This window comes from Ferrimonas sediminum (assembly GCF_900100175.1).
Classification (GTDB): domain Bacteria; phylum Pseudomonadota; class Gammaproteobacteria; order Enterobacterales; family Shewanellaceae; genus Ferrimonas; species Ferrimonas sediminum.
Genome location: NZ_FNEM01000003.1, coordinates 304375 through 324531 on the forward strand (window position 1 = coordinate 304375; position 20157 = coordinate 324531).

A 20157-nucleotide genomic window follows, 5' to 3' on the forward strand; every position below is an offset into this window, starting at 1 on the left:
CTGCGACCAGTGTAACACGGCCGGCTAACGCACCCAATTTCACTGGTCACCTAACCAGCGATATCGAATCTGATTGGCCAAATCATCAGCAACCGGCAGCCGTTCCACTCTGGGCTCCAGGTTCAGCATCTCCTCCAGCGCCTGCTCAGAACCGACCACCTCCATCGAAAAGCTGACCTGGCGTCCCTGAAGACCACTGACTTTGACATTGGATACCGCACTCAGCCCCTTCAGGTAGCGCTCGATGGCCACCAATTCGGACATCTCGCCACGAATCTGAAACACCAGCGTCTGCTGCTCCTGCTCACCGCTGGCAACCGTGGCATAGCGACGGGCAAAGTAGCGGGCCAACTCCTGCTGCAGGGCATCGAGGCCGTCATCCAGGCTGGCGGCGCGACCGCTTTTCTGCATCACACTGCGACGCACACTGGCGTAGCCATAGCGATCCTGGGACTGGGAGGCCTGATAGGGGTACAGGGCCAGGTTGTATTGCCAGCCCTCATCGTCCGGCCACACCTGGGCCAGCATAAAGAAATCGGCGGGGTAACGTTCACTGGCCTGGGCCACCGGATCGACAAAAAAGCCCCAGACGTCGTTAAGCCCCACCTTAATGGCGTCTTCCAAATCCATCAGCGGCAGCGACAGGGGCAGCCCCCGCAGGCCGGCGAATCGCTGCCAGTTCTGCAGTCGCTGCGGATCCCCTTGCTCAGACAGCAGCTGGCGCTCGCCCTCCTCATCTTCGATGGCGATCCAGGACAGGGTCAAAGGCCGCTGCTTACCCCAGATAGGCAGTTGCCTGGCCTGCATCTCCTTGAGCAGCAGAGACGCATCAAAGCTGTATTGCAGCATCAGGGGCTCACCCTGATAGCCAAACTGAGTCACATAGCGGGTCGGATTGGTCAGCATCCCCTTAAATCGGGGATCGGACTCAATCTTCGCTTCTCCGGTCAGTTTCACCAGAGTCTGAACCAACGCCTCATTGATCTTGCTTTGCCGCTCCGCCCGGGTACGCCCCTCGACCTGCACTTCGGCCTGATAGAGATTAGTGACCTCCACCGCCTGAACCAGGATCGGCATCATCAGCAGGGGCAGCAAAAAAAGCAGTCGTTTCACGTAGGTTCCAAAATAAATGCACAAGTGCGCAAAGTGTACCACAGCCTTTGGGGATGCAAATACGTCTGTGGCGTCTCCACCGGCACAAAATGGCGGCGAGAAGTGAGAAGAAAGGCGAACCCGGCAATGTCGGGTTCACCGCCGGTCTACTGCAACAGCGACAGCATACTGCTGGGCAGATTGATGGCCTGGGTCAGCATCGCCGTGGCCGACTGCTGCAACACCTGGCGCTTAGCCAGAGACGCCGACTCTTTGGCCATATCCGCATCCTGAATGCGGGAGCGGCTGGCAGAGACATTCTCATTGATGTTGGTCAGGTTGGAGATGGTATGACCCAGACGATTCATGGTCGCACCAAGGGAGGCGCGGGAACTGTCGACGGCCTGAAGGGCATCATCGATAGCCGCGATGGCCCCCTGTGGGTCTTTGGTCAGGTCGATGCTGCTCACGCCCAGGTTCACCGAACCAAAGGTGCCCAGGTTAAAGGCCACCTGCTCATGGGCATGGGCCCCGACCTGAGCCAGGATCTCATAACCACCTTCGCCAATCTCCGCCGAGTAGTTGCCGATGGCCACCTCGGTAATGGCGGGGTCGCCACTGGTGTCCCAGTTGGCGGAGTTAAAATCCGCCTGGGAGGTATCATCGTCACCGGAGACGTAATACTCCTCAAACGAGCTGGCACCGTCACCGCCGCCGGATCGTCCCTGCATGACGTTGTCCAATTCCGGACCCACACCGGTGGCATCGAACCCGGCCAGAGAACCGTTATCGGCATTGGTCAGATCCATATTGGCGTTGATGAACTCCTCGAACTTGGTGGCCGCGCCACCGCCACCGGCCGAGCCCAACTCGGTAAATAACGCATCCACATCGGTCCAACGACCGGCCGAGGCGGTATTCAAGGCCGCATTGAGTGTCGCCCCTCCCGCCAGCTCGCTGTTGATGGACTTGTAGCCGGCCTCACCCAGCTCACTGTGCATATAGCGCTGAATCACAAAGCCACCGGAGTAGGCGCCGGCATTTTCCAGTGCCGTGCCGGGGCTGGCGTTGCTGTTGCGCTTGCCATTGACCTCACCCCAGATGCCGTTAATGCCGAAGCTGGCGATGTCGTTCTTGAGTCGATCATCGGCCCCACGCATCGCTTCGGCGCTGCCTTCGGAAAACCAGGTCGGCAAGTTGCCCCACTCGGCAAAGTTCACCCCCTGAATGGCGTGGGTCATCTCATGCAAAATCACCTCGTCCAACTCCAGGGAACCGCCACCGCCTGAGGCGCCAAAATCGTCCAGGTCGATCACCATGGTGAGGTTGTACGCCGCCCCACCGCCGCCGGGCACCTGGGACTGAACGTACGCCGCCGTGCCGCTGGGGCCATCCACGTTTTCCAGGTCAATTTTCAGGGTCGCCCCTTTACCATCCAGGCCCAGCTGATCTTTGATCAGCTGCTCCGACTCATACAGCCAGGTGGTGGCCAGGCTGTTGACGATGTCCCGCTCCTTAGTGTCGATGCGACTCACCGCGGAGGCCCTGAACAGTCGCTTGCCGGCAAAAGTGGTGGTCTCGTTAGTACGATCGATCTCCGACAGCAGCGCCTTGGCTTCCTTCTGTATGGCACCGCGATCCAGATCGCTGTTGGAGCCATTGGCAGCCTGCAGACTCAGATCCCGCAACCGGAACAGCATGTTGGTGACCTCTTCTACCGCCCCTTCGGCCGTTTGCGCCATGGAGATGGCATCAGTGGCATTTCTGATCGCCACCGTATTGCCATTAATCTGTGAACTCAGGCGGTTACTGATCTGCAATCCGGCGGCATCGTCTTTGGCACTGTTAATTCGCATCCCTGAAGACAACCGCTCCATGGAGCCCGACACGCCGTCACTGTTCCGCCGCAGCAACTCTGCGGTAAACATCGCAGTGGTATTCGTAGCAATCCGCACACTTCCCTCACTTGCCATCAACGACTCATTGCTGATTTCGCTATCGGCAGCGAGTCCATCCCCCTTGAGGAGGTTCAGGCGGCAGGGATAAAAAATCACGCCCGAATCAAAATTCAAGCCGGGTAACAGAAAACAACTTCACCAACTCACCGTTACAATTCACCCTGGCCCCAAGGTTGAAGCATATAAATCAGTTGGTTAAAAAAGAAGTAATCACTACCGACAACCAGGGAATCAGCCAGGAGTCCATATGAACATTACCCAGGTAAGTTCACACACCCCGTTTATCAGTGCCACCCCAGGCGACCAGCGGGTTAGCATCAGACCGGAGACGGGCGTTGCCGTCACCACGTCCATCGGCTCAAACCGGAATCGGGTCACCCTCTGTGATGAAACCCGGCAAAAGCTGCGCAATGAAAAGAGCGAACAGAGCGACAACCGCGGCGACCTCGCCTGCCATCATCAAGCTCAAAGAAACCCTCAAGAGGCTGAAAGAGAAGATCAAGGCGGCGCAGGCGCAGTTGGAAGCGCTGAAGCAAAACCATATGGATTAAGAGCAGCAACAGGAGCTGCTGGATGGTAGGCGTCAGGAGATCATGATGCTCAACAGTGCCCGGTCTGAAGCCTGTGCGGCATTAATCGAGGCCCGGGAGAAGGAAGCCAGGTAGGGGGTAAAAAAACAACAGGCCGGTCATCGACCGGCCTGTTGGAACACTCACGCCATCAATGCTGCAGGTGACCCAGATCTTTGGGCAACAACAGGTTGAGCAGAATCGATACCACCGCACAGAGGGCGATGCCCTGCAGGGTGAATTCGCCCATGTTGATGGTCATGCCACCGATACCAAACACCAGGGTTACTGCCACAATCACCAGGTTGCGGGGTTCAGCTACGTCCACCTTGTTGGTGATCAGGCTGCTCATGCCTACCGCCGCAATGGAACCAAACAGCAAAATCATGATGCCACCCATGACCACGGTGGGAATGGTCGCCAGAATGGCACCGAACTTGCCCACCAGAGACAGTACCACCGCCGACACCGCAGCCCAGGTCATCACCTTAGGGTCGTAGTTACGGGTCAGCATCACCGCACCGGTCACCTCTGAATAGGTGGTGTTTGGTGGCCCACCAAAGCTGGCCGCCGCCATGGTTGCCACGCCGTCCCCCAACAGGGTGCGATGCAGGCCGGGCTTCTTGACGTAATTCTTGCCGGTCACGTTGCTGATGGCCAGCATGTCACCGATGTGCTCCACCGCCGGAGCCACCGCCACCGGAATCAGAAACAGGATCGCTTCCCAATGGAAACTGGGGGCGGTAAAGCTGGGCAGGGCAAACCAAGGGGCCGCCGCCACGGCACTGAAATCCAGAATGCCGGCAAAATAGGACAGGGTGTAGCCCACCACTACTGCCGACATGATCGGCAACAGTCGCAACATTCCCTTGCCCATGACCGCCACAATCAAGGCGGTAAACAGGGTCGGCAGGGCAATCATCAACGCCAGGCTGGTGTCGTAGGCTTGCACATCCCCCTGCTTACCCAGGGCCATGTTGACCGCCACCGGAGCCAGGGTCAGACCGATCACCATGATCACCGGTCCCACCACCACCGGCGGCAGCAACCGTTGAATCGCCTTCATGCCGCCGACTCGCGCCACCTGGGACAACAGCACGTACACCAGACCGGCCGCCATCAGGCCGCCCATGGTGGCCGAGACGCCCCACTGGCTGACGCCATAAGAGATGGGGGCAATAAAGGCAAACGACGACGCCAGGAATACCGGCACCTGGCGCTTGGTCACCAGCTGAAACAGCAGGGTACCAATGCCCGCGGTAAACAGGGCAACGTTGACGTCCAGCCCGGTTAGCAATGGCACCAATACCAGGGCGCCGAACGCCACAAATAGCATCTGGGTACCCGCCACCACCTGTCGCCAGGTCGCCGGTACCGGGGTCACTCCCGTAGAAACAGCCTGCTGCTGCATACAAACCTCATTATTATCATGTTATTACCCGCACTTCATCGCCCCATCTATGGCAAAGATGGGCCAATGTAACGTCGGGTTGTTAGGGTACGTTTTGGTACTGCCGCCGAGCGGTGGTCCAAAATCGATGTTGTTTTAGGTCTAAAAAAACGGCGCCTGCGGCGCCGTCATTGGAATTACTTGGTTCCGAAGATCTTGTCTCCGGCGTCTCCCAGTCCCGGGAGAATGTAGCCCTTTTCATTGAGGCAGTCGTCCACAGACGCGGTGTACAGCTCAATCTCAGGGTGTGCCTCTTCTACTGCCTTCAGACCTTCAGGGGCCGCCACCAGCACCAGCACTTTAATCTGCTTACAGCCACGCTTTTTCAGCAGATCCAGGGTGGCATTCATGGAGCCACCGGTCGCCAGCATAGGATCAACCACCAGAGCGATACGCTCCTCGATGTTGGACACCAGCTTCTCGAAGTAAGGAACCGGCTCCAGCGTCTCTTCATCACGGTAGATGCCTACCACAGACACCTTGGCCGCCGGGATGTGCTCCAGCACACCATCCATCATCCCCAGACCGGCACGCAGGATTGGCACCACGGTCACTTTCTTGCCCTTAATCTGGTTAATGCTGATTGGGCCATTCCAACCGTCAATTTCGACGGTTTCCATCTCAAACCCGGAAGTCGCTTCGTAGGTCAGCAGAGCGGCAACCTCTTTCGCCAGCTCGCGGAAACGCTTGGTGCTTACATCAGCAGCGCGCATCAAACCCAATTTATGTTGAATCAGCGGGTGCTTGACCTCAGTGACTTTCATTCTTTTCTCCGGACAGTGATCGACAGGTAAACAGCGGAATCATAGCGGCAAAAAACCAGGCTGGAAAGCCCCATCCTGGCGCGTGCCGCGAATCCGTGACCTCGGCCACATAAACACTGCAAAGCGCTGCGTTTTTTTTTGTCCGCGGCCACCGGCGTGACAGGCGTCATAAAAACTTGGGCACAAAGGCGGCAGCTGGTAAAATGCGCGCCAGAACATCAAACGTCGACAACGGCGATAGCTATAAAAAACCTACAAAAAAACAATGAGGCCTCTGTGAATAACCCCGATTCCCTGAGTTATAAAGATGCTGGTGTTGATATTGACGCCGGTAACGCCCTGGTTGATAACATCAAATCCGCAGTAAAACGCACCCATCGCCCGGAAGTCCGTGGTGGCCTGGGCGGCTTCGGCGCCCTGTGCAGCCTGCCGGAAAAATACAAGAAACCCCTGCTGGTCTCCGGCACCGACGGCGTTGGCACCAAGCTGCGCCTGGCCATGGACTATCAGGGACACGGCACCGTGGGTATCGATCTGGTGGCCATGTGCGTCAATGACCTGATCGTTCAGGGCGCCGAGCCGCTGTTCTTCCTCGACTATTACGCCACCGGTAAGCTGTCGGTGGATACCGCCACTCAGGTTGTCAGTGGCATTGCCGACGGCTGTGAACTGGCCGGTTGCGCCCTGATTGGTGGTGAAACCGCAGAGATGCCGGGCATGTACGACGGCGAAGACTACGATCTGGCCGGGTTCTGTGTCGGCGTGGTCGAGGAAGCCGATGTCATCGACGGCAGCAAGGTCGCACCAGGCGACGCGCTGATCGCCCTGGGCTCCAGCGGCCCTCACTCCAATGGCTACTCGCTGATTCGAAAAGTGTTGGAACGCATTGACGATCCCCGCGGTGAAACCCTGGACGGCGCCCCGCTGATCGATGCCCTGCTGGCTCCCACCCGCATCTACGTTAAATCCACCCTGAAACTGCTGGAATCCCACCCGGTTCATGCCATCTCTCACATCACCGGCGGTGGCTTCTGGGAAAACATCCCCCGCGTGCTGCCCGACGACGCCAAGGCGGTGATCGACGGCAACAGCTGGCAGTGGCCTTCGGTGTTCAACTGGCTGCAGCAGGTGGGTAACATCGAACAGCACGAAATGTACCGCACCTTCAACTGTGGTGTGGGGCTGGTGATTGCCCTGCCGGCAGACCAGGCCGACGCCGCCGTGGCCCTGCTGAAGCAGCAAGGCGAAACCGCCTGGGTCATCGGTTCCATCGCCGCCCGTCACGGCGACGAGCCTCAAGTGATCATCGAGTAAGGCCCGGTCATGACGCAACGAATTGTAGTGGTGATCTCCGGCAGCGGCAGTAACCTGCAGGCGATCATCGATGCTTGTGCCGCCGGCCCTTTTCCCGGCCAGGTGGTGGGTGTACTCAGCAATAAAGCCGACGCCTTTGGCCTGACCCGCGCCCGCAACGCCGGCATCGAAGCGGTGGCCGTCGTCCCCGAGTCCGGTGAAGCCCGCGCCGATTACGACCGGCGCCTGGCCGCGGAAGTGGAGCAGATGCAGGCAGACCTGGTGGTTCTGGCGGGATACATGCGCATTCTCAGCCCGGGTTTCGTGCAGCAGTTTCAGGGCAAGATGGTCAACATCCACCCGTCACTGCTGCCGCGCTACCCAGGTCTGAACACCCACCAACGGGCACTGGACAATGGTGACCGCGAACACGGCTGCAGTGTCCATTTCGTCACCGAGGAACTCGATGGCGGACCGGTGATTCTGCAGGCCAAGGTGCCGGTGTTCGAGGATGACTCCGAGTCCACCCTGGCCGAACGGGTCCACACACAGGAACACCGTATCTATCCGTTGGTGGTAAAATGGTATTGTGAAGGCCGGCTGTCCATGAGCGACAACCAAGCCTGTCTGGATGGAACCGCGTTACCCCTGCAAGGGTACGCCAGCGAGGAGTAAGCCCACACCATGGCGACACACCCGAAAAGCGTTATCTGTGACATCGATGGCGTGCTGATGCACAACAACCAGTTGATCCCCGGCTCCGATCGCTTCATCAAGCGGCTGGAAGAACAGGGCAATCCGCTGGTGCTGTTGACCAACAACCCGGCTCAGACCGCCAAGGATCTGGCCAATCGCCTAGACTCCGCCGGCATCACACTGCCAGAGAGCGCGTTTTTCACCTCCGCCATGGCCACGGCTCACTTTTTGCGTCACCAACAGGGCAACAAAGCCTACGTTATCGGAGAGGGCGCGCTGACCCATGAGCTGTACCAGGCCGGCTTCACCATCACCGACATCAATCCGGACTTCGTGGTGGTCGGGGAGACCCGCTCCTTTAACTGGGACATGATTCATCGCGCCGCCAGCTTCATTGCCAACGGCGCCCGTTTCATTGCCACCAATCCGGATACCCATGGCCCCGCCTACAGTCCAGCCTGTTCGGCCCTGTGCGCCCCTATAGAGCGGATTACCGGTAAACGGCCGTTCTACGTGGGTAAGCCCTCCTCCTGGATGGTCCGCAGTGCCCTGGATCATCTCGGCTGTCACTCCGGTGACACGGTGATCATCGGCGACAACCTCAACACCGATATTCTGGCGGGCGTACAGGCAGGGCTGGAGACCATTCTGGTGCTGTCCGGCGTGACTCACATCGAAGAGCTCGACAAGCACCCGTTCCGCCCCAACCACATCTTCCCCTGCGTGGCGGAAATCGACGTGTTGTAACCGGTAAAACCTCGCAACAGGGTGGCTATGCCACCCTTTTTTGTATCTCAAATACCCGCTTACAATTACCGCTTGCCTGGGCCGAACCAACAAGCAATGATGAGGCACGTAGACGCATTCAGCGCCCGACAAAAACTGAACAGAAGATTCAGCCTCAATACACAAGGACTCTTAATGAAACTGCTTCCCTGGCTTGCGGCCGCCCTGCTTTGTGCCGGCTGCTCCCCGACTTCTCAAACACCACACGGCATCGATGAAACCCGCTTCCGTGCCGACGTTAAGGAGTTGTCTTCCGACCGCTACCAGGGCCGATTGCCCACCACCGAGGGGGAAACCCTGACCCTGGCGTATCTGGAAAGCCAATTTAAGGCCATGGGCCTGAAGCCGGGCAATGGCAACTCCTACCTGCAGCCCGTACCCATGGTGACCTACACCGCTGGCACCAATACCGAGCTGAGCCTGGGCGGCCAGACGCTGTCGATTCCCCAGGACGCGGTGCTCAACAGTTTTCATGATGCGCCATCCCAGAGCCTAGACGCCAGTCAGCTGGTGTTTGTCGGCTATGGCATCAATGCGCCGGAATACGGCTGGAACGATTATCAGGATATCGATGTCACCGGCAAGACCGTGCTGATTCTGGTCAACGACCCGGGCTTCGCCACCCGGGACCCGGGCCGGTTCAAGGGCAGCACCATGACCTACTACGGCCGCTGGGATTACAAATTTGCCGAAGCCGGCCGTCAGGGGGCAAAGGCCGCGCTGATCATTCACGACACCGAGCCGGCCTCCTACCCCTGGAGCGTGGTGGCCAACAGCTGGACCGGCCCACAGCTGGATCTGGCTGGCAGCCGCGATCCCCACCCCAGGCTGGAGGGGTGGATTCAAAAGTCGGTAGCACAACAACTGCTGGCCGCCGAAGGGGTTGATCTGGCCACCCTCACCGCCCGTGCCAATCACCACCCCGGACACCTGAGCCTGGCTGCCGTGGCCAACGCCCGCTACCAACAGAGTGTGGACTATGCCACCAGCCACAATGTGGTCGCCCTGCTGCCCGGCAGCGAACGGCCCCAGGAGACCGTCAGCTACACCGCCCACTGGGATCACATCGGCACCCAGAACGGCGAGATCTACAACGGCGCCCTGGATAATGCCACCGGCGTTGCCGGTATCCTTGAGATTGCGCGCCAGTTTGCCACCGCGCCGACGCCGCCCAAACGCAGCGTTCAGTTCATCGCCGTTACCGGTGAGGAGCAAGGCCTGCTGGGATCTCGTTACTACGTCGATAACCCCACCTCCGCCCTGGATAAAACGGCCGGCGTGTTCAACCTGGACGCCACCAACGTCTACGGTGCGGTTAAGGAGTTCACCGTCATCGGCCTGGGGCAGTCGCAGCTGGAGGACTACCTGGGAGAGGCTGCCCGGCTTCAGCAGCGTACCCTGGCCCCCGAGTCCCACCCTGGCGCCGGCGGCTTTTTCCGCTCGGATCACTTCTCGTTCGTGAAACACGGCGTACCGGCGGTGTTCGCTGGCGGCGGCAGCACCCCCAAGACCGAGGCGCTGGCAACCTACCGCCAACAGATGAAACAGGAGATGAAGGGCTGCTACCACAACAGCTGCGACATCTACCGGGCCAACTGGAACCTGTCCGGCGCCCTGGAGGACATCGAGGTGTTCTACCGGGCGGGGGCGGCCCTGGCCAACAGCGAGCAATGGCCTGGCTTCAAACCGGAAAGTGAATTTTACTCATTGCGGCCAGCCAGTTAGTCTAAGGTATCTGCACAACCCGCCCAGGGCTGCACCACTGCACTTTGGGCACCTGCGGTCGATAAACGGCTCAAGATAAGGACACATTATGTTTAAAAAACTTCTGGCCTCCGTTGGAATCGGCGCGGCCAAAGTCGATACTCAACTGGACGATGCCGTACTGATGCCTGGCCAGCCCTTCTCCGCCACCATCGTCATCCAGGGCGGCGACGTGGACCAGCAGATCTCCGGGCTGACTCTGACGCTGATGACCGAGGTCAAGACCGAAGTGGACGATCACACCACTTACCAGCACATGCCACTGGAGAGCTGGTCTTTAAGCGACACCATGACCATCGAGGCCGGCGCCACCTATGAGCTGCCGTTTCATGCCACCCTGCATCCGGAAACCCCGCTGACCGGCATCGGTGGCCGTCGCAACCGCAGCCGGGTATGGCTGCAGACCGGGCTGGAAGTGGACATGGCCATCGACCCCAGCGACAAAGACATGCTGTTGGTGGAACCCGTTCCGGCGATGCAAACCCTGCTGGACGCCATGGAGCAGAGTGGCTACCGGCTGCAGAAAGTGGACGTGGAGCGCGGCCACCTCAACGGCCAGGGGTTCAGCAGCGTCAGTGGCGCCTACCAGGAGCTGGAGTTTGTGCCTTCCGGCCTCAGCCTGTTCGGAGTGAAAGAGGTGGAGATCTCCTTTGTGCCCCAGGGTCAACAGATGCACGCCCTGATCGAGGTGGATCGCAGTTTCCGCGGCGACAGCTACCGCAGCCTGTCCTGGGACGCGTCCACCCCGGTCGCCACCCTGATGGAACAGCTCAAACGCGCCATCGGCTAAGCCAGCGTCACCCTCGACTGCGCCCGCTTAAGCGGGCGTTTTTTTTGGTTATCTATTCATCTTTGAATGCTATGGCCGTTGACGGTTGGCAAACTCCACAATTGCTGGCAATGTGAACAGACTGTGTCCAATCCCGCCGCAAAAGGAGTGACCCCCACCATGTGCAGTATTTTCGGCATTCTGGATTTGAAGTCCCCCGCCAACGAACTTCGTAGCCTGGCTCTGACCCAATCCAAGAAGATGCGCCATCGCGGCCCGGACTGGTCCGGCATCTTTTGCGACGATCAGGCGATCCTGGTTCACGAGCGGCTGGCCATTGTCGACATCGATAACGGCGCCCAGCCGTTGTACAGCAAAGACGGTAACCTGGTACTGGCGGTCAATGGGGAGATTTACAACCACCGCGAGCTGCGCCAGGAGCTGGCCGATGAGTATGAGTTTCAAACCGGCTCCGACTGCGAAGTGATCCTGGCCCTGTACCAGAAATTCGGCGAGCAGTTTCTGGATCGGCTCAATGGCATCTTCGCCTTTGTGTTGTGGGATAAGGTCCGGCAACGCTACCTGATTGGCCGCGATCACATCGGCATCATTCCGCTGTACACCGGCTTCGACACCTCTGGCAACTTCTATGTGGCCTCGGAGATGAAAGCCCTGGTGCCCCAGTGCCGGAAGATTGATGAGTTTCTTCCCGGTCGCTACCTGGCCAGCTGGCTGGCGGGCCCCCGCGAATACTACCAGCGTGACTGGACCGCCTTTGCCGAAGTCGCCGACAACCCCGCCGACGTCACCGCCCTGCGCCAGGGGCTGGAGGACTCGGTCAAGCGCCAGCTGATGTCGGATGTGCCCTACGGGGTGCTGCTGTCCGGTGGACTCGACTCCTCCATCACCTCGGCGCTGGCGAAAAAGTACGCCGCCCGTCGCATCGAGGAGGATGAATCCAGCCCCGCCTGGTGGCCGCAGCTGCACTCCTTCGCCGTTGGCCTGGAGGGCTCTCCGGATCTCAAAGCCGCCGCCGAAGTGGCGGCTCACATTGGCACCGTCCATCACCAAGTCACCTTTACCATTCAGGACGGCATCGATGCCCTGACCGACGTCATCTACCACCTGGAAACCTACGACGTCACCACCATCCGCGCTTCCACCCCCATGTACCTGATGGCCAGGAAAATCAAAGCCATGGGCATCAAGATGGTGCTGTCCGGCGAGGGGGCAGACGAGCTGTTTGGCGGCTATCTCTATTTCCACAAGGCCCCGAACGCCCAAGCCTTCCACGAAGAGCTGGTGCGCAAGGTAGGTAAGCTGCACCAGTTTGACTGTCTGCGGGCCAACAAGGCCATGGCCGCCTGGGGCATCGAGGCCCGGGTACCTTTCCTCGACAAGGAGTTTGTCGACGTGGCCATGCGAATGAACCCGGCGATCAAAACCATTACCGATGGCCGCATCGAAAAGCAGGTACTCAGGGAGGCGTTTGCCCACTACCTGCCGGAATCGGTGGCCTGGCGTCAGAAGGAGCAATTCAGTGACGGCGTCGGTTACTCCTGGATCGACACCCTCAAAGCGTACGCCGCCGAGCAGGTCAGCGATCAGGAGCTGGACAACGCCCACTACCGCTTTCCCATCAATACCCCGGACACCAAAGAGGGCTATTTCTACCGCACCCTGTTCGAGCAGCACTTTCCCGGGGACGCCTGTGCCAACTGCGTGCCCGGAGGTAAGTCGGTTGCCTGCTCGACTCCAGAGGCCCTGGCCTGGGACGAGAGCCTGCAGGGACTGGCAGACCCTTCCGGTCGTGCCGTGGCCAATGTCCATAACGACGCCTATTGATGCAGACACCCCGAAAGCCGCCATGGCTTTCGGGTTTTTCAATAAAACCAATCCGATAAGTCAGCAGTTACCGCCCACCCTCGTTTCCAGCCAGCCGACGCGGCAATAAATCCAGTTCGAACAATTCTCTTTCGGTCTCAACTTTGTTACCTTTTCGACACATTTCGGGTTCTTTCCAGCAGTGCGCGCCAGTAACAACAATGATTCAACGACTATGGCAGCTGGGACGCTACATTCGCCACGGATGGCAATGGTTTATTTTGATACAGATCTTAAGCCTGCTCGGCATCAGCCTGGCATGTTGGCAATCGATCTCCAACGGGCTGGACAGCCGGCTGGAGAACATCGTGCTGTCCACTCAGGATTACTACCGCCGCGCCGCTGGCGAGCTCCACAGCCTGGGCCGCGAGATTGCTCCTCACCGCTGCGATAAAGACGCCCAATACCGCCTGACCCAGGCCGCTGTCCGCTCCAATGCGTTCGACTACCTGGCGTATCTGAGCAACGAAGTCGGCTATTGCCGCGCCGCCAACAACCCGTTGTCACCGCTGTTCATCGGCGAGCTCATCGACAGCCAGACCGGTCCGATATGGATTGGCAGTGACGACCGCGCCCTGGTGCCTCACCAGGTGTTTATCGCCCAGGTGGCGCCGGGTACCTACCTGATAGGGGTGGCCAAAACCGTCCATCTGCTTGAGCGGCTGTTCTCCTACCACTACCAACGGCTTCAGGCGCAGCTGTCGCTGTACGTGGACAACCGGTTGCTGTACCGGGAAAACAGCATCAATGGTCGGCCGCTGCTGAGCCTGCGCCGCCAGTTGAGCATCGGCAATGTGCGGGCCGACATCAACTATGTGCCCCAGCCCCTGCACTCCCTCTGGATGGAGTGGTTCATCTACGGGGTTCCCCTGATGCTGCTGCTGGGCATGAGCATGCCGGCGATGCTGGTGTACCGCCGCAGCCACAAAGGGGTATTTCTGGACGACCTGGACATCGCCTATCGCCGTAATGAGATCTTTCCGGTGCTGCAGCCCATTGTCGACGCCAGCAGCAACCAGCCCCTGGGCTATGAACTGATGGCCCGATGGCAACACCCCACCATGGGGCCCATTACCCCGGATACCTTCATTCCGATGATGGAACGCTTCGGACGCCTGGATCAGTTACTGCAGGAGTTGGCCAGCCAGGTGCAGCGACAGATTCCCGACGATCGCTACCTGAGCATCAACCTGTCGGCCAACCAGCTGACCCACAGTCTCAGGGACCCGGTCAGTTTCATTCTCGGACTGGCCACCAGGCTGGGGATCACTCCGCAGCAATTGATGATCGAGATCACCGAGCGGGAAGCGCTGGATTACGACAACCCCGGCCTGCTGACCACCCTGACGGAGCTCAAACAGGCGGGAGTCAAACTGGCCTTCGACGATTTTGGCACCGGCCACAACGGCATCGCCTGCCTGAAGCTGTTTGCCCCGGACTACATCAAGATCGACAAAAGCTACGTTCACACCATCCACAGCGACGCCATCCAGGGGCCGGTACTGGACTCCATCATTCAGCTTGCCAACACCATGGGCATCGGCATCATCGCCGAAGGAGTGGAAACCGAGCAGCAAAGAGCGTTTTTACTGTCTCGGAACGTCACCTGCCAGCAAGGTTATCTGTTTGGTAAACCTCGCCGTTGCTAGCCTCAACGGTACGGCGACAGCCTGAATAGCCATTAGAAGACCGCCCCCGCCGGCTAAATCTTAAAAAACTCCAGTTCCGCCTTCTGGTTGCTGGACAGTCTGGATAATCTTTCCGCTGATGCCACAACCTGATTAACCGCTGCGACGTTTTGATTTACCAAATCAAAAGTCTGCGTGGTATTTTTCGAGACATCCTCGGTAACGCAGTATTGTTCCTGGGCAGACGTCGCCAACATAGAGTTAATTTCAAGAATGGATTTCACGGAGGAGGAGATCTCTTCAAAAGAGTTCTTCACCTGCTCGGTTGTCAGCACACTCTCCTGAATCAGAGCCACATTCTCACTCATATTCTCAGTGGCGACCTTCGAATGAGTTTGAAGCTTTTCAATCAAATCCTTGATACTCACCGTAGACTGTTGAGTTTTAGAGGCCAGGCTTCTTACCTCATCGGCAACCACGGCAAACCCGCGGCCATGCTCTCCGGCCCTTGCGGCTTCAATTGCCGCATTCAATGCCAACAGGTTGGTCTGATCTGATATGTTATCAATGACATCCGTCACAGTGCCAATTTCGTTTGCGTAGATGGTCAATTCATTAACCACCTTTTCCGCCTCGATAATTGAGCTATTAATCTTGCCCGTCAGAACAATATTCTGTTCGAGTGTTAACCGGCCGGTCTCTGAGTTTTCCTCGGCCTTGTTGGTGGCATCCTGGGCCAAGGTCGCATTGCTGCTCATATCCTGAGAGGTCGCCGCCAACTCATTAATTGCCGTGGACACTTGTTCAACCTGCTTCAACTCCTCTTTGGCGTTATCACCAGAGGCAGCCATGGCTTCCCTTAATTCATTACAGGCATTCGATACATCCTCTGATAATGTGTAGGAGTTTTTTATCAACCTACCCAGTTGCTCAGAAAGATTAACCAGTGACAGATAAATCCCGGTTTCACTTCCGTTAGTCACGAACCTCTGGGTCAGATCCCCTTCAGAAAGCCTTCTTACTGCCAATTCGATATCTTGTGGTGCTCCACCCACCGGCTTTAATACCAGTTTATCAATGAATGTATGCACCAAAGCCAAGGATAGCGCCAAACTGACTAAGCCAATCAATAAAGAGTTTTTAAGCTGATTTTGGGCCCCTTCCTCCACCTCTTCATCACGGATAAACATGACGTAAGCCCAATTGACAACATCCAGGCTACCCCAAAATGCCGTCGCCGGCACCGCTTCACCGTCTACCATAGCCACATAGCCAAGCTCCCGGTTCGCTTCATTGAAGCTCTTGTACTTCGGCCGCTCCTCAAAAATATTTTTTCCAATCTGGCCGGCATAGGGGGTAACGAGTAATGTTCCGTCGGAAGTATAGATATACATATCCTTTCTATCTGAATACCCCTCCAGCACAGAATCCAGGTAGACATTTGAGAGAACCGCCGTTGAATTACTTATCTTAAACGCCATTCCCAGAACACTTTTACCTGTCACTGCCGATTTAAAAGGCGTTGAAACAAAAAAGTTAACGTTATCCCTAAAAATGGCATTGTAGTATTCCCTATTCAGCTGCCTAACATTAAAGTTCATTTTGTCACCTTTGGAGTCATATATTTCCCCAGCATCCGTAAACAAATAAACCCCATCACTAATGTTATGTTGAGCCCTCTCCAACATGCTAAGCTGAATCACAGAACCCTTACTCAGAGCATCGCCTTCAATATCTTGCCGCTCAATATCTATTGAAGACAGATCTCGCTGAAAAGCTTGGAACTTTTCAGATAAGCTTTCACTAATTGTAGCATTTCTTTCTTTGAGAATTCGCTTGTTTAACGTCACACTCTCGTCTGTGAAAGAGGTATAAGCCGTAAAAGTCAGCACTAAAATAATCAAGGCAACTATCGTAGTCAACGGTCCTAGTATCTGCAATCTAAACTTGTTCAAACCTAAAGCACCCTATAATAACTCAGCATACAAACCGATAATCAACGCCCATACTGACGGACTGGAAACAATAACCAGCCCGCCCACAAAAAATTTACAAATTGAGGTATTCCGAAAAAACTACCGCGTCAATGACTGCTGTGAATCAATATACCGAATCAATGTATTGACCTTTTTTCGCACTGCTCCGCTAACAGCGGGGTGCAGCGCCGCCGCACAATAACAACGCATTGCAAGCAAAACAATGATGAAAAACAACCAACTAAGGCATCTGTGATGCCACATGTGTTATGGAAAAGCTTCCAAAACAGGCTGGCCATCAACAAACATCGTTCAAAAATGCACCGATCACAAAGTTGCAATGCCAGCACAACGAAAAGCGCCGCGAGTGTTAATATCAACCCGTGACAGGGCAGAATCGGCTTCTTTTTTCCTACAACCTAAAGTGGCCGCCATGCTCCCCAAGGCAACACCGGCAGCCAGACTGCACAGAAAGATATAGATAATAAGTAGAGTGATATTCAGATGTGGCAAATAAAGCGTAACATTCAGCTAGGATGGAAATACTTCCTCCTACTACTATTATCTATAATATTATTCGGAGTCACGATCCGAACAATAAATTACAACCATCATTTCAATGATAAACTGACTCAGGTATTGCAGCTATTCTCATCCTATTCAAACTTCAGCATAGAAGAGCTGACTGCGCTTTCAACTTCGCTGCCTTGGGACAAATGTGACAGCGCCTCAAGGTTCGAACTAAAACAGATTTCAGAACAATCCCACTATATCGATCACTTGCTCACCCTCAATCAAAACGGTGAGGTATGCCACAGTGGGGATATGGATATGTCTCACTCCGAATTGACCACTGTAATTGTTCCCAATGAAGGCCCTACCAGGATCGCCACGATCGAGTATGATCAACAGCCCTACCTGTTAATTGCGACACAACTCGATGACTCGCGCTACCTCTTTGGTCTCAGCAAGTGCCGTAAACTCTTAGCGTTAATGTTTCCTGAAGCTAACTTTCCTGAAGGCTCGTCCGTCACCCTTACGCACCAAGGCGATATCATAGGGGCCATGGGGGAGACGCTCTCTGATTCACCAACCCACTATTTTGACCTTGCTAAAAATGATCTCAGAATCGAGCTTGAGATTCCTGAATCTCACCTGCTCGACACTCTTCTACAGACGGTGAACTATTTGTTGCCTGCCTCACTGTTCACCGCCTTGGCCGTCACTCCGATTATCGTGCGTTTCCGCAGCTTTCGTGGCCAACACCTAAAAGAGTTATTGCGTACCCTGAGAAACAAAGAGTTTTACCCGGTATTCCAGCCCATCGTCGATGGACACAGCAAACAGGTTCTGGGCCATGAACTCTTGGCCCGTTGGCAACACCCGAAATGGGGGGCGATTCCACCGGATCATTTCATCCCGATACTGGCACACCACGGACAGCTGGACCGGCTGCTACTGGAGCTGGTGTCACAGTGCCAGAACCGACCACAGCAGCACCAGTACTTGAGCATCAACCTCTCAGGCGAACAACTCACCGATAACAACCGCAACTTAGGTGAATTCCTGCGAGAGCTTTGTCTCCAGTTAGGTCTAGACACACACAGGGTGATCATTGAAATCACCGAGCGGGATGAACTGGATTTTCAGTCACCAGGGTTTCAAAGCAACCTCAATGATATCCGCCAATGTGGTTTTAAAGTGGCGATTGATGACTTTGGCACTGGCCACAATGGCCTCACCGGCTTACGCCAATTTCAGCCCGACTTTCTCAAGGTGGATAAAGGTTTCATACAGATGATACGCCACCGCGACGAGACCCAGCCGGTATTGGACTCCATCTTCCGCCTGGCGCAACAGTTGGGTATTACGGTCATCGCCGAAGGGGTGGAGACGGAAGAACAGCGCCAGTACTTGTTAAGCCGTGATGTAGTCCACATGCAGGGCTACCTCTTCGGTAAGCCCCACCGCCGACCCGCGCAACGACTCGATCGCCTTCCAGGATAAGAGGGTGAAGGCGAGCTCAGCCCGAGTTTAACCGTCTCATTGTCACGTCGGAAAAGCCGTTATCCCCCGGCTTGATTCCCTCCCCCCAATACCGGGGTACAGCACAGGGGAGCACCGAAAAGAAGAGCGGTAATAGGACGCGCACAGAGAGGCAAACGCAAGGTTTGGCCAGCCCCCCCGGACAAAACAGCCACAAAAAAGCACCGCCGAAGCGGTGCTTTGTCTTTACAGGGTGTTGCAGGATGTTGAATCCGAATCTGGCAACCGTTGTGGCCGCCAGCCAGGAGTTAGAAGCTGGCGCTGGCCCACAGCCACAGCTTGTCGGTATCGACTTTGATGTCACCGGCATCGTACATAGCGTACTTCACACCCAGGGTGTAGTGTTTAGCCACTTTGGTAGTGTAACTCACATCGATTTCACTACCGAAGTCATCGGCAGAGGTGCCTTCGTCGGCGGTAAAGTCGTGGTAGATAACCGCGAACTTGCCACCCAGCGCCTTACCGGACACGCCGCCGTACAGATCCACCAGACCCTCTTTCGGAGTGGTCAGGAACTGATCCGACCAACCGTTAAACTTGTGCAGCGTCGCCAGTGGCGTGCTGAAACCATACTCACCGCTGTCGGAACCCAGAACTTCGTAACCCAGCTTGGCGGTAAGGCCGGCAAAGGTCGCGGCGCCTTCGATCAGGTAGTAGTCGGCTTCGTAACCGGATGCGTCATCTTCCTGGGTGGCGTACTCCAGTTGATACTTGACCGGCAGATCACCCAGCTTGGTGCCACCGGCAAAACGCACGCCGTAGGTGTCCAGGCCGTTGTCGGTGTTGTTGTCCTCTTCCAGCAGGTAGGCGTAGGCACTCAGCTTACCGAAGGCGGTGTTGTAGCCGATGTTGACCAGGTGGTCCTCGGAATCCACGTCTTTCTCTTCGGCGAAGATGCGGTTGCGCTGATTGATGTAGACGTAGTTCATGGTCAGGTCTTTGGCCGGAGTCAACAGCAGGTTGACGCCATCAAAGGTCTGGCGGTCCTGACGCCAGCCAACGTGACCAACGAAACGGTGGTTATCCAGGGTGACCACCTGACGGCCCAGGGTGCCCTTGAACATGCCACGCTGATAGCGCAGGAACGCCTGGTCCAGCTCGGTGGTGTTTGGATCGGCGATGACGGAGTAGTCGGGCTTGTTGCCAATCTTGTCGTTGTAGTCATTGATGCCGAAAGCATCACGAGAGTCCTCAAACTCGACCAGGGCGGAGAAGCCTTGGTAAGCGGCGGTTTCCATGGTCAGTCGGGTACGCAGGGTCAGGGCATCGGCGTCTTTGAGCGCGTTGTCCTGGCTGACGTTTTCGTAACGCAGGCGGGCATCCAGCTTGACCGTGCTCTGGGCAACCGCGTCGGCGATGGACGCCGGCTCAGCGGCAATGGCGGCGGTGGACAGAGCCAGCATAGGCAGAGTTGCCAGGTAGCGTAGTTTCATTTTCATCTCCTGTTGTGACATTCCCAGGGGGCAGTCTTCGCTGCCCCTC

General features: G+C 56.7%; 15 protein-coding genes. 9 read left to right on the forward strand and 6 right to left on the reverse strand.

What is annotated here, in order from left to right; translation table 11 throughout:
* Positions 1-39 precede the first annotated feature (39 nt).
* Both BLT77_RS05755 and BLT77_RS20210 read right to left on the reverse strand, forming a co-directional pair.
* Positions 40-1113 (reverse strand): DUF2066 domain-containing protein, encoded by a 1074-nt coding sequence (locus tag BLT77_RS05755; RefSeq protein ID WP_090363348.1) that lies wholly within the window; start codon positions 1111-1113, stop codon positions 40-42.
* 146 nt (positions 1114-1259) lie between these two features.
* Positions 1260-3065: a flagellinolysin gene (locus tag BLT77_RS20210; RefSeq protein WP_176819198.1), complete on the reverse strand. Its 1806-nt coding sequence runs from the start codon at positions 3063-3065 to the stop codon at positions 1260-1262.
* A 395-nt stretch (positions 3066-3460) separates the two neighbouring features.
* Between BLT77_RS20210 and BLT77_RS20215 the strand changes: the two genes are divergently transcribed.
* Positions 3461-3601, forward strand: a complete 141-nt coding sequence (locus BLT77_RS20215; protein WP_176819199.1) for a hypothetical protein — start codon at positions 3461-3463, stop codon at positions 3599-3601.
* 169 nt (positions 3602-3770) lie between these two features.
* Here BLT77_RS20215 and BLT77_RS05770 read toward each other — a convergent pair whose 3' ends face one another.
* Positions 3771-5030 (reverse strand): uracil-xanthine permease family protein, encoded by a 1260-nt coding sequence (locus BLT77_RS05770; RefSeq protein ID WP_090363350.1) that lies wholly within the window; start codon positions 5028-5030, stop codon positions 3771-3773.
* Between the two features lie 176 nt (positions 5031-5206).
* The gene (gene upp, locus BLT77_RS05775; protein ID WP_090363354.1) at positions 5207-5833 is read right to left on the reverse strand and encodes a uracil phosphoribosyltransferase; all 627 of its coding nucleotides are present in this window, start codon (positions 5831-5833) and stop codon (positions 5207-5209) included.
* Between the two features lie 276 nt (positions 5834-6109).
* Between upp and purM the strand changes: the two genes are divergently transcribed.
* The 7 genes from purM (at position 6110) to BLT77_RS05810 (ending at position 14674) form a co-directional block, all read left to right on the forward strand.
* Complete coding sequence (purM, locus tag BLT77_RS05780; RefSeq protein WP_090363357.1) at positions 6110-7147, forward strand: phosphoribosylformylglycinamidine cyclo-ligase; 1038 nt, start codon at positions 6110-6112, stop codon at positions 7145-7147.
* Positions 7148-7156: 9 nt separating this feature from the next.
* Complete coding sequence (gene purN, locus BLT77_RS05785) at positions 7157-7801, forward strand: phosphoribosylglycinamide formyltransferase (protein WP_090363359.1); 645 nt, start codon at positions 7157-7159, stop codon at positions 7799-7801.
* A gap of 9 nt (positions 7802-7810) precedes the next feature.
* Positions 7811-8569, forward strand: coding sequence for an HAD-IIA family hydrolase (locus BLT77_RS05790; protein ID WP_090363361.1), 759 nt, complete (start codon positions 7811-7813; stop codon positions 8567-8569).
* A gap of 174 nt (positions 8570-8743) precedes the next feature.
* On the forward strand, positions 8744-10333 hold the full coding sequence (locus BLT77_RS05795) for a M28 family metallopeptidase (protein WP_090363363.1): 1590 nt from the start codon (positions 8744-8746) through the stop codon (positions 10331-10333).
* An 88-nt stretch (positions 10334-10421) separates the two neighbouring features.
* Positions 10422-11162 carry a sporulation protein gene (locus tag BLT77_RS05800; RefSeq protein ID WP_090363365.1) on the forward strand — a complete coding sequence of 247 codons (741 nt, stop codon included), beginning with the start codon at positions 10422-10424 and terminating at the stop codon, positions 11160-11162.
* Positions 11163-11321: 159 nt separating this feature from the next.
* The gene (asnB, locus tag BLT77_RS05805; protein ID WP_090363367.1) at positions 11322-12986 is read left to right on the forward strand and encodes an asparagine synthase B; all 1665 of its coding nucleotides are present in this window, start codon (positions 11322-11324) and stop codon (positions 12984-12986) included.
* A 200-nt stretch (positions 12987-13186) separates the two neighbouring features.
* Positions 13187-14674: an EAL domain-containing protein gene (locus tag BLT77_RS05810; RefSeq protein WP_090363369.1), complete on the forward strand. Its 1488-nt coding sequence runs from the start codon at positions 13187-13189 to the stop codon at positions 14672-14674.
* A gap of 53 nt (positions 14675-14727) precedes the next feature.
* Here BLT77_RS05810 and BLT77_RS05815 read toward each other — a convergent pair whose 3' ends face one another.
* Positions 14728-16608: a methyl-accepting chemotaxis protein gene (locus BLT77_RS05815; RefSeq protein WP_090363371.1), complete on the reverse strand. Its 1881-nt coding sequence runs from the start codon at positions 16606-16608 to the stop codon at positions 14728-14730.
* A gap of 660 nt (positions 16609-17268) precedes the next feature.
* Between BLT77_RS05815 and BLT77_RS05820 the strand changes: the two genes are divergently transcribed.
* Entirely contained in the window at positions 17269-18636 is a 1368-nt protein-coding gene (locus BLT77_RS05820; protein WP_176819200.1) for an EAL domain-containing protein, read from the forward strand.
* Between the two features lie 287 nt (positions 18637-18923).
* On the opposite strand, the gene BLT77_RS05825 is transcribed toward BLT77_RS05820, so the two are convergent.
* Entirely contained in the window at positions 18924-20108 is a 1185-nt protein-coding gene (locus tag BLT77_RS05825; protein WP_245709878.1) for an alginate export family protein, read from the reverse strand.
* Positions 20109-20157: the final 49 nt, after the last annotated feature.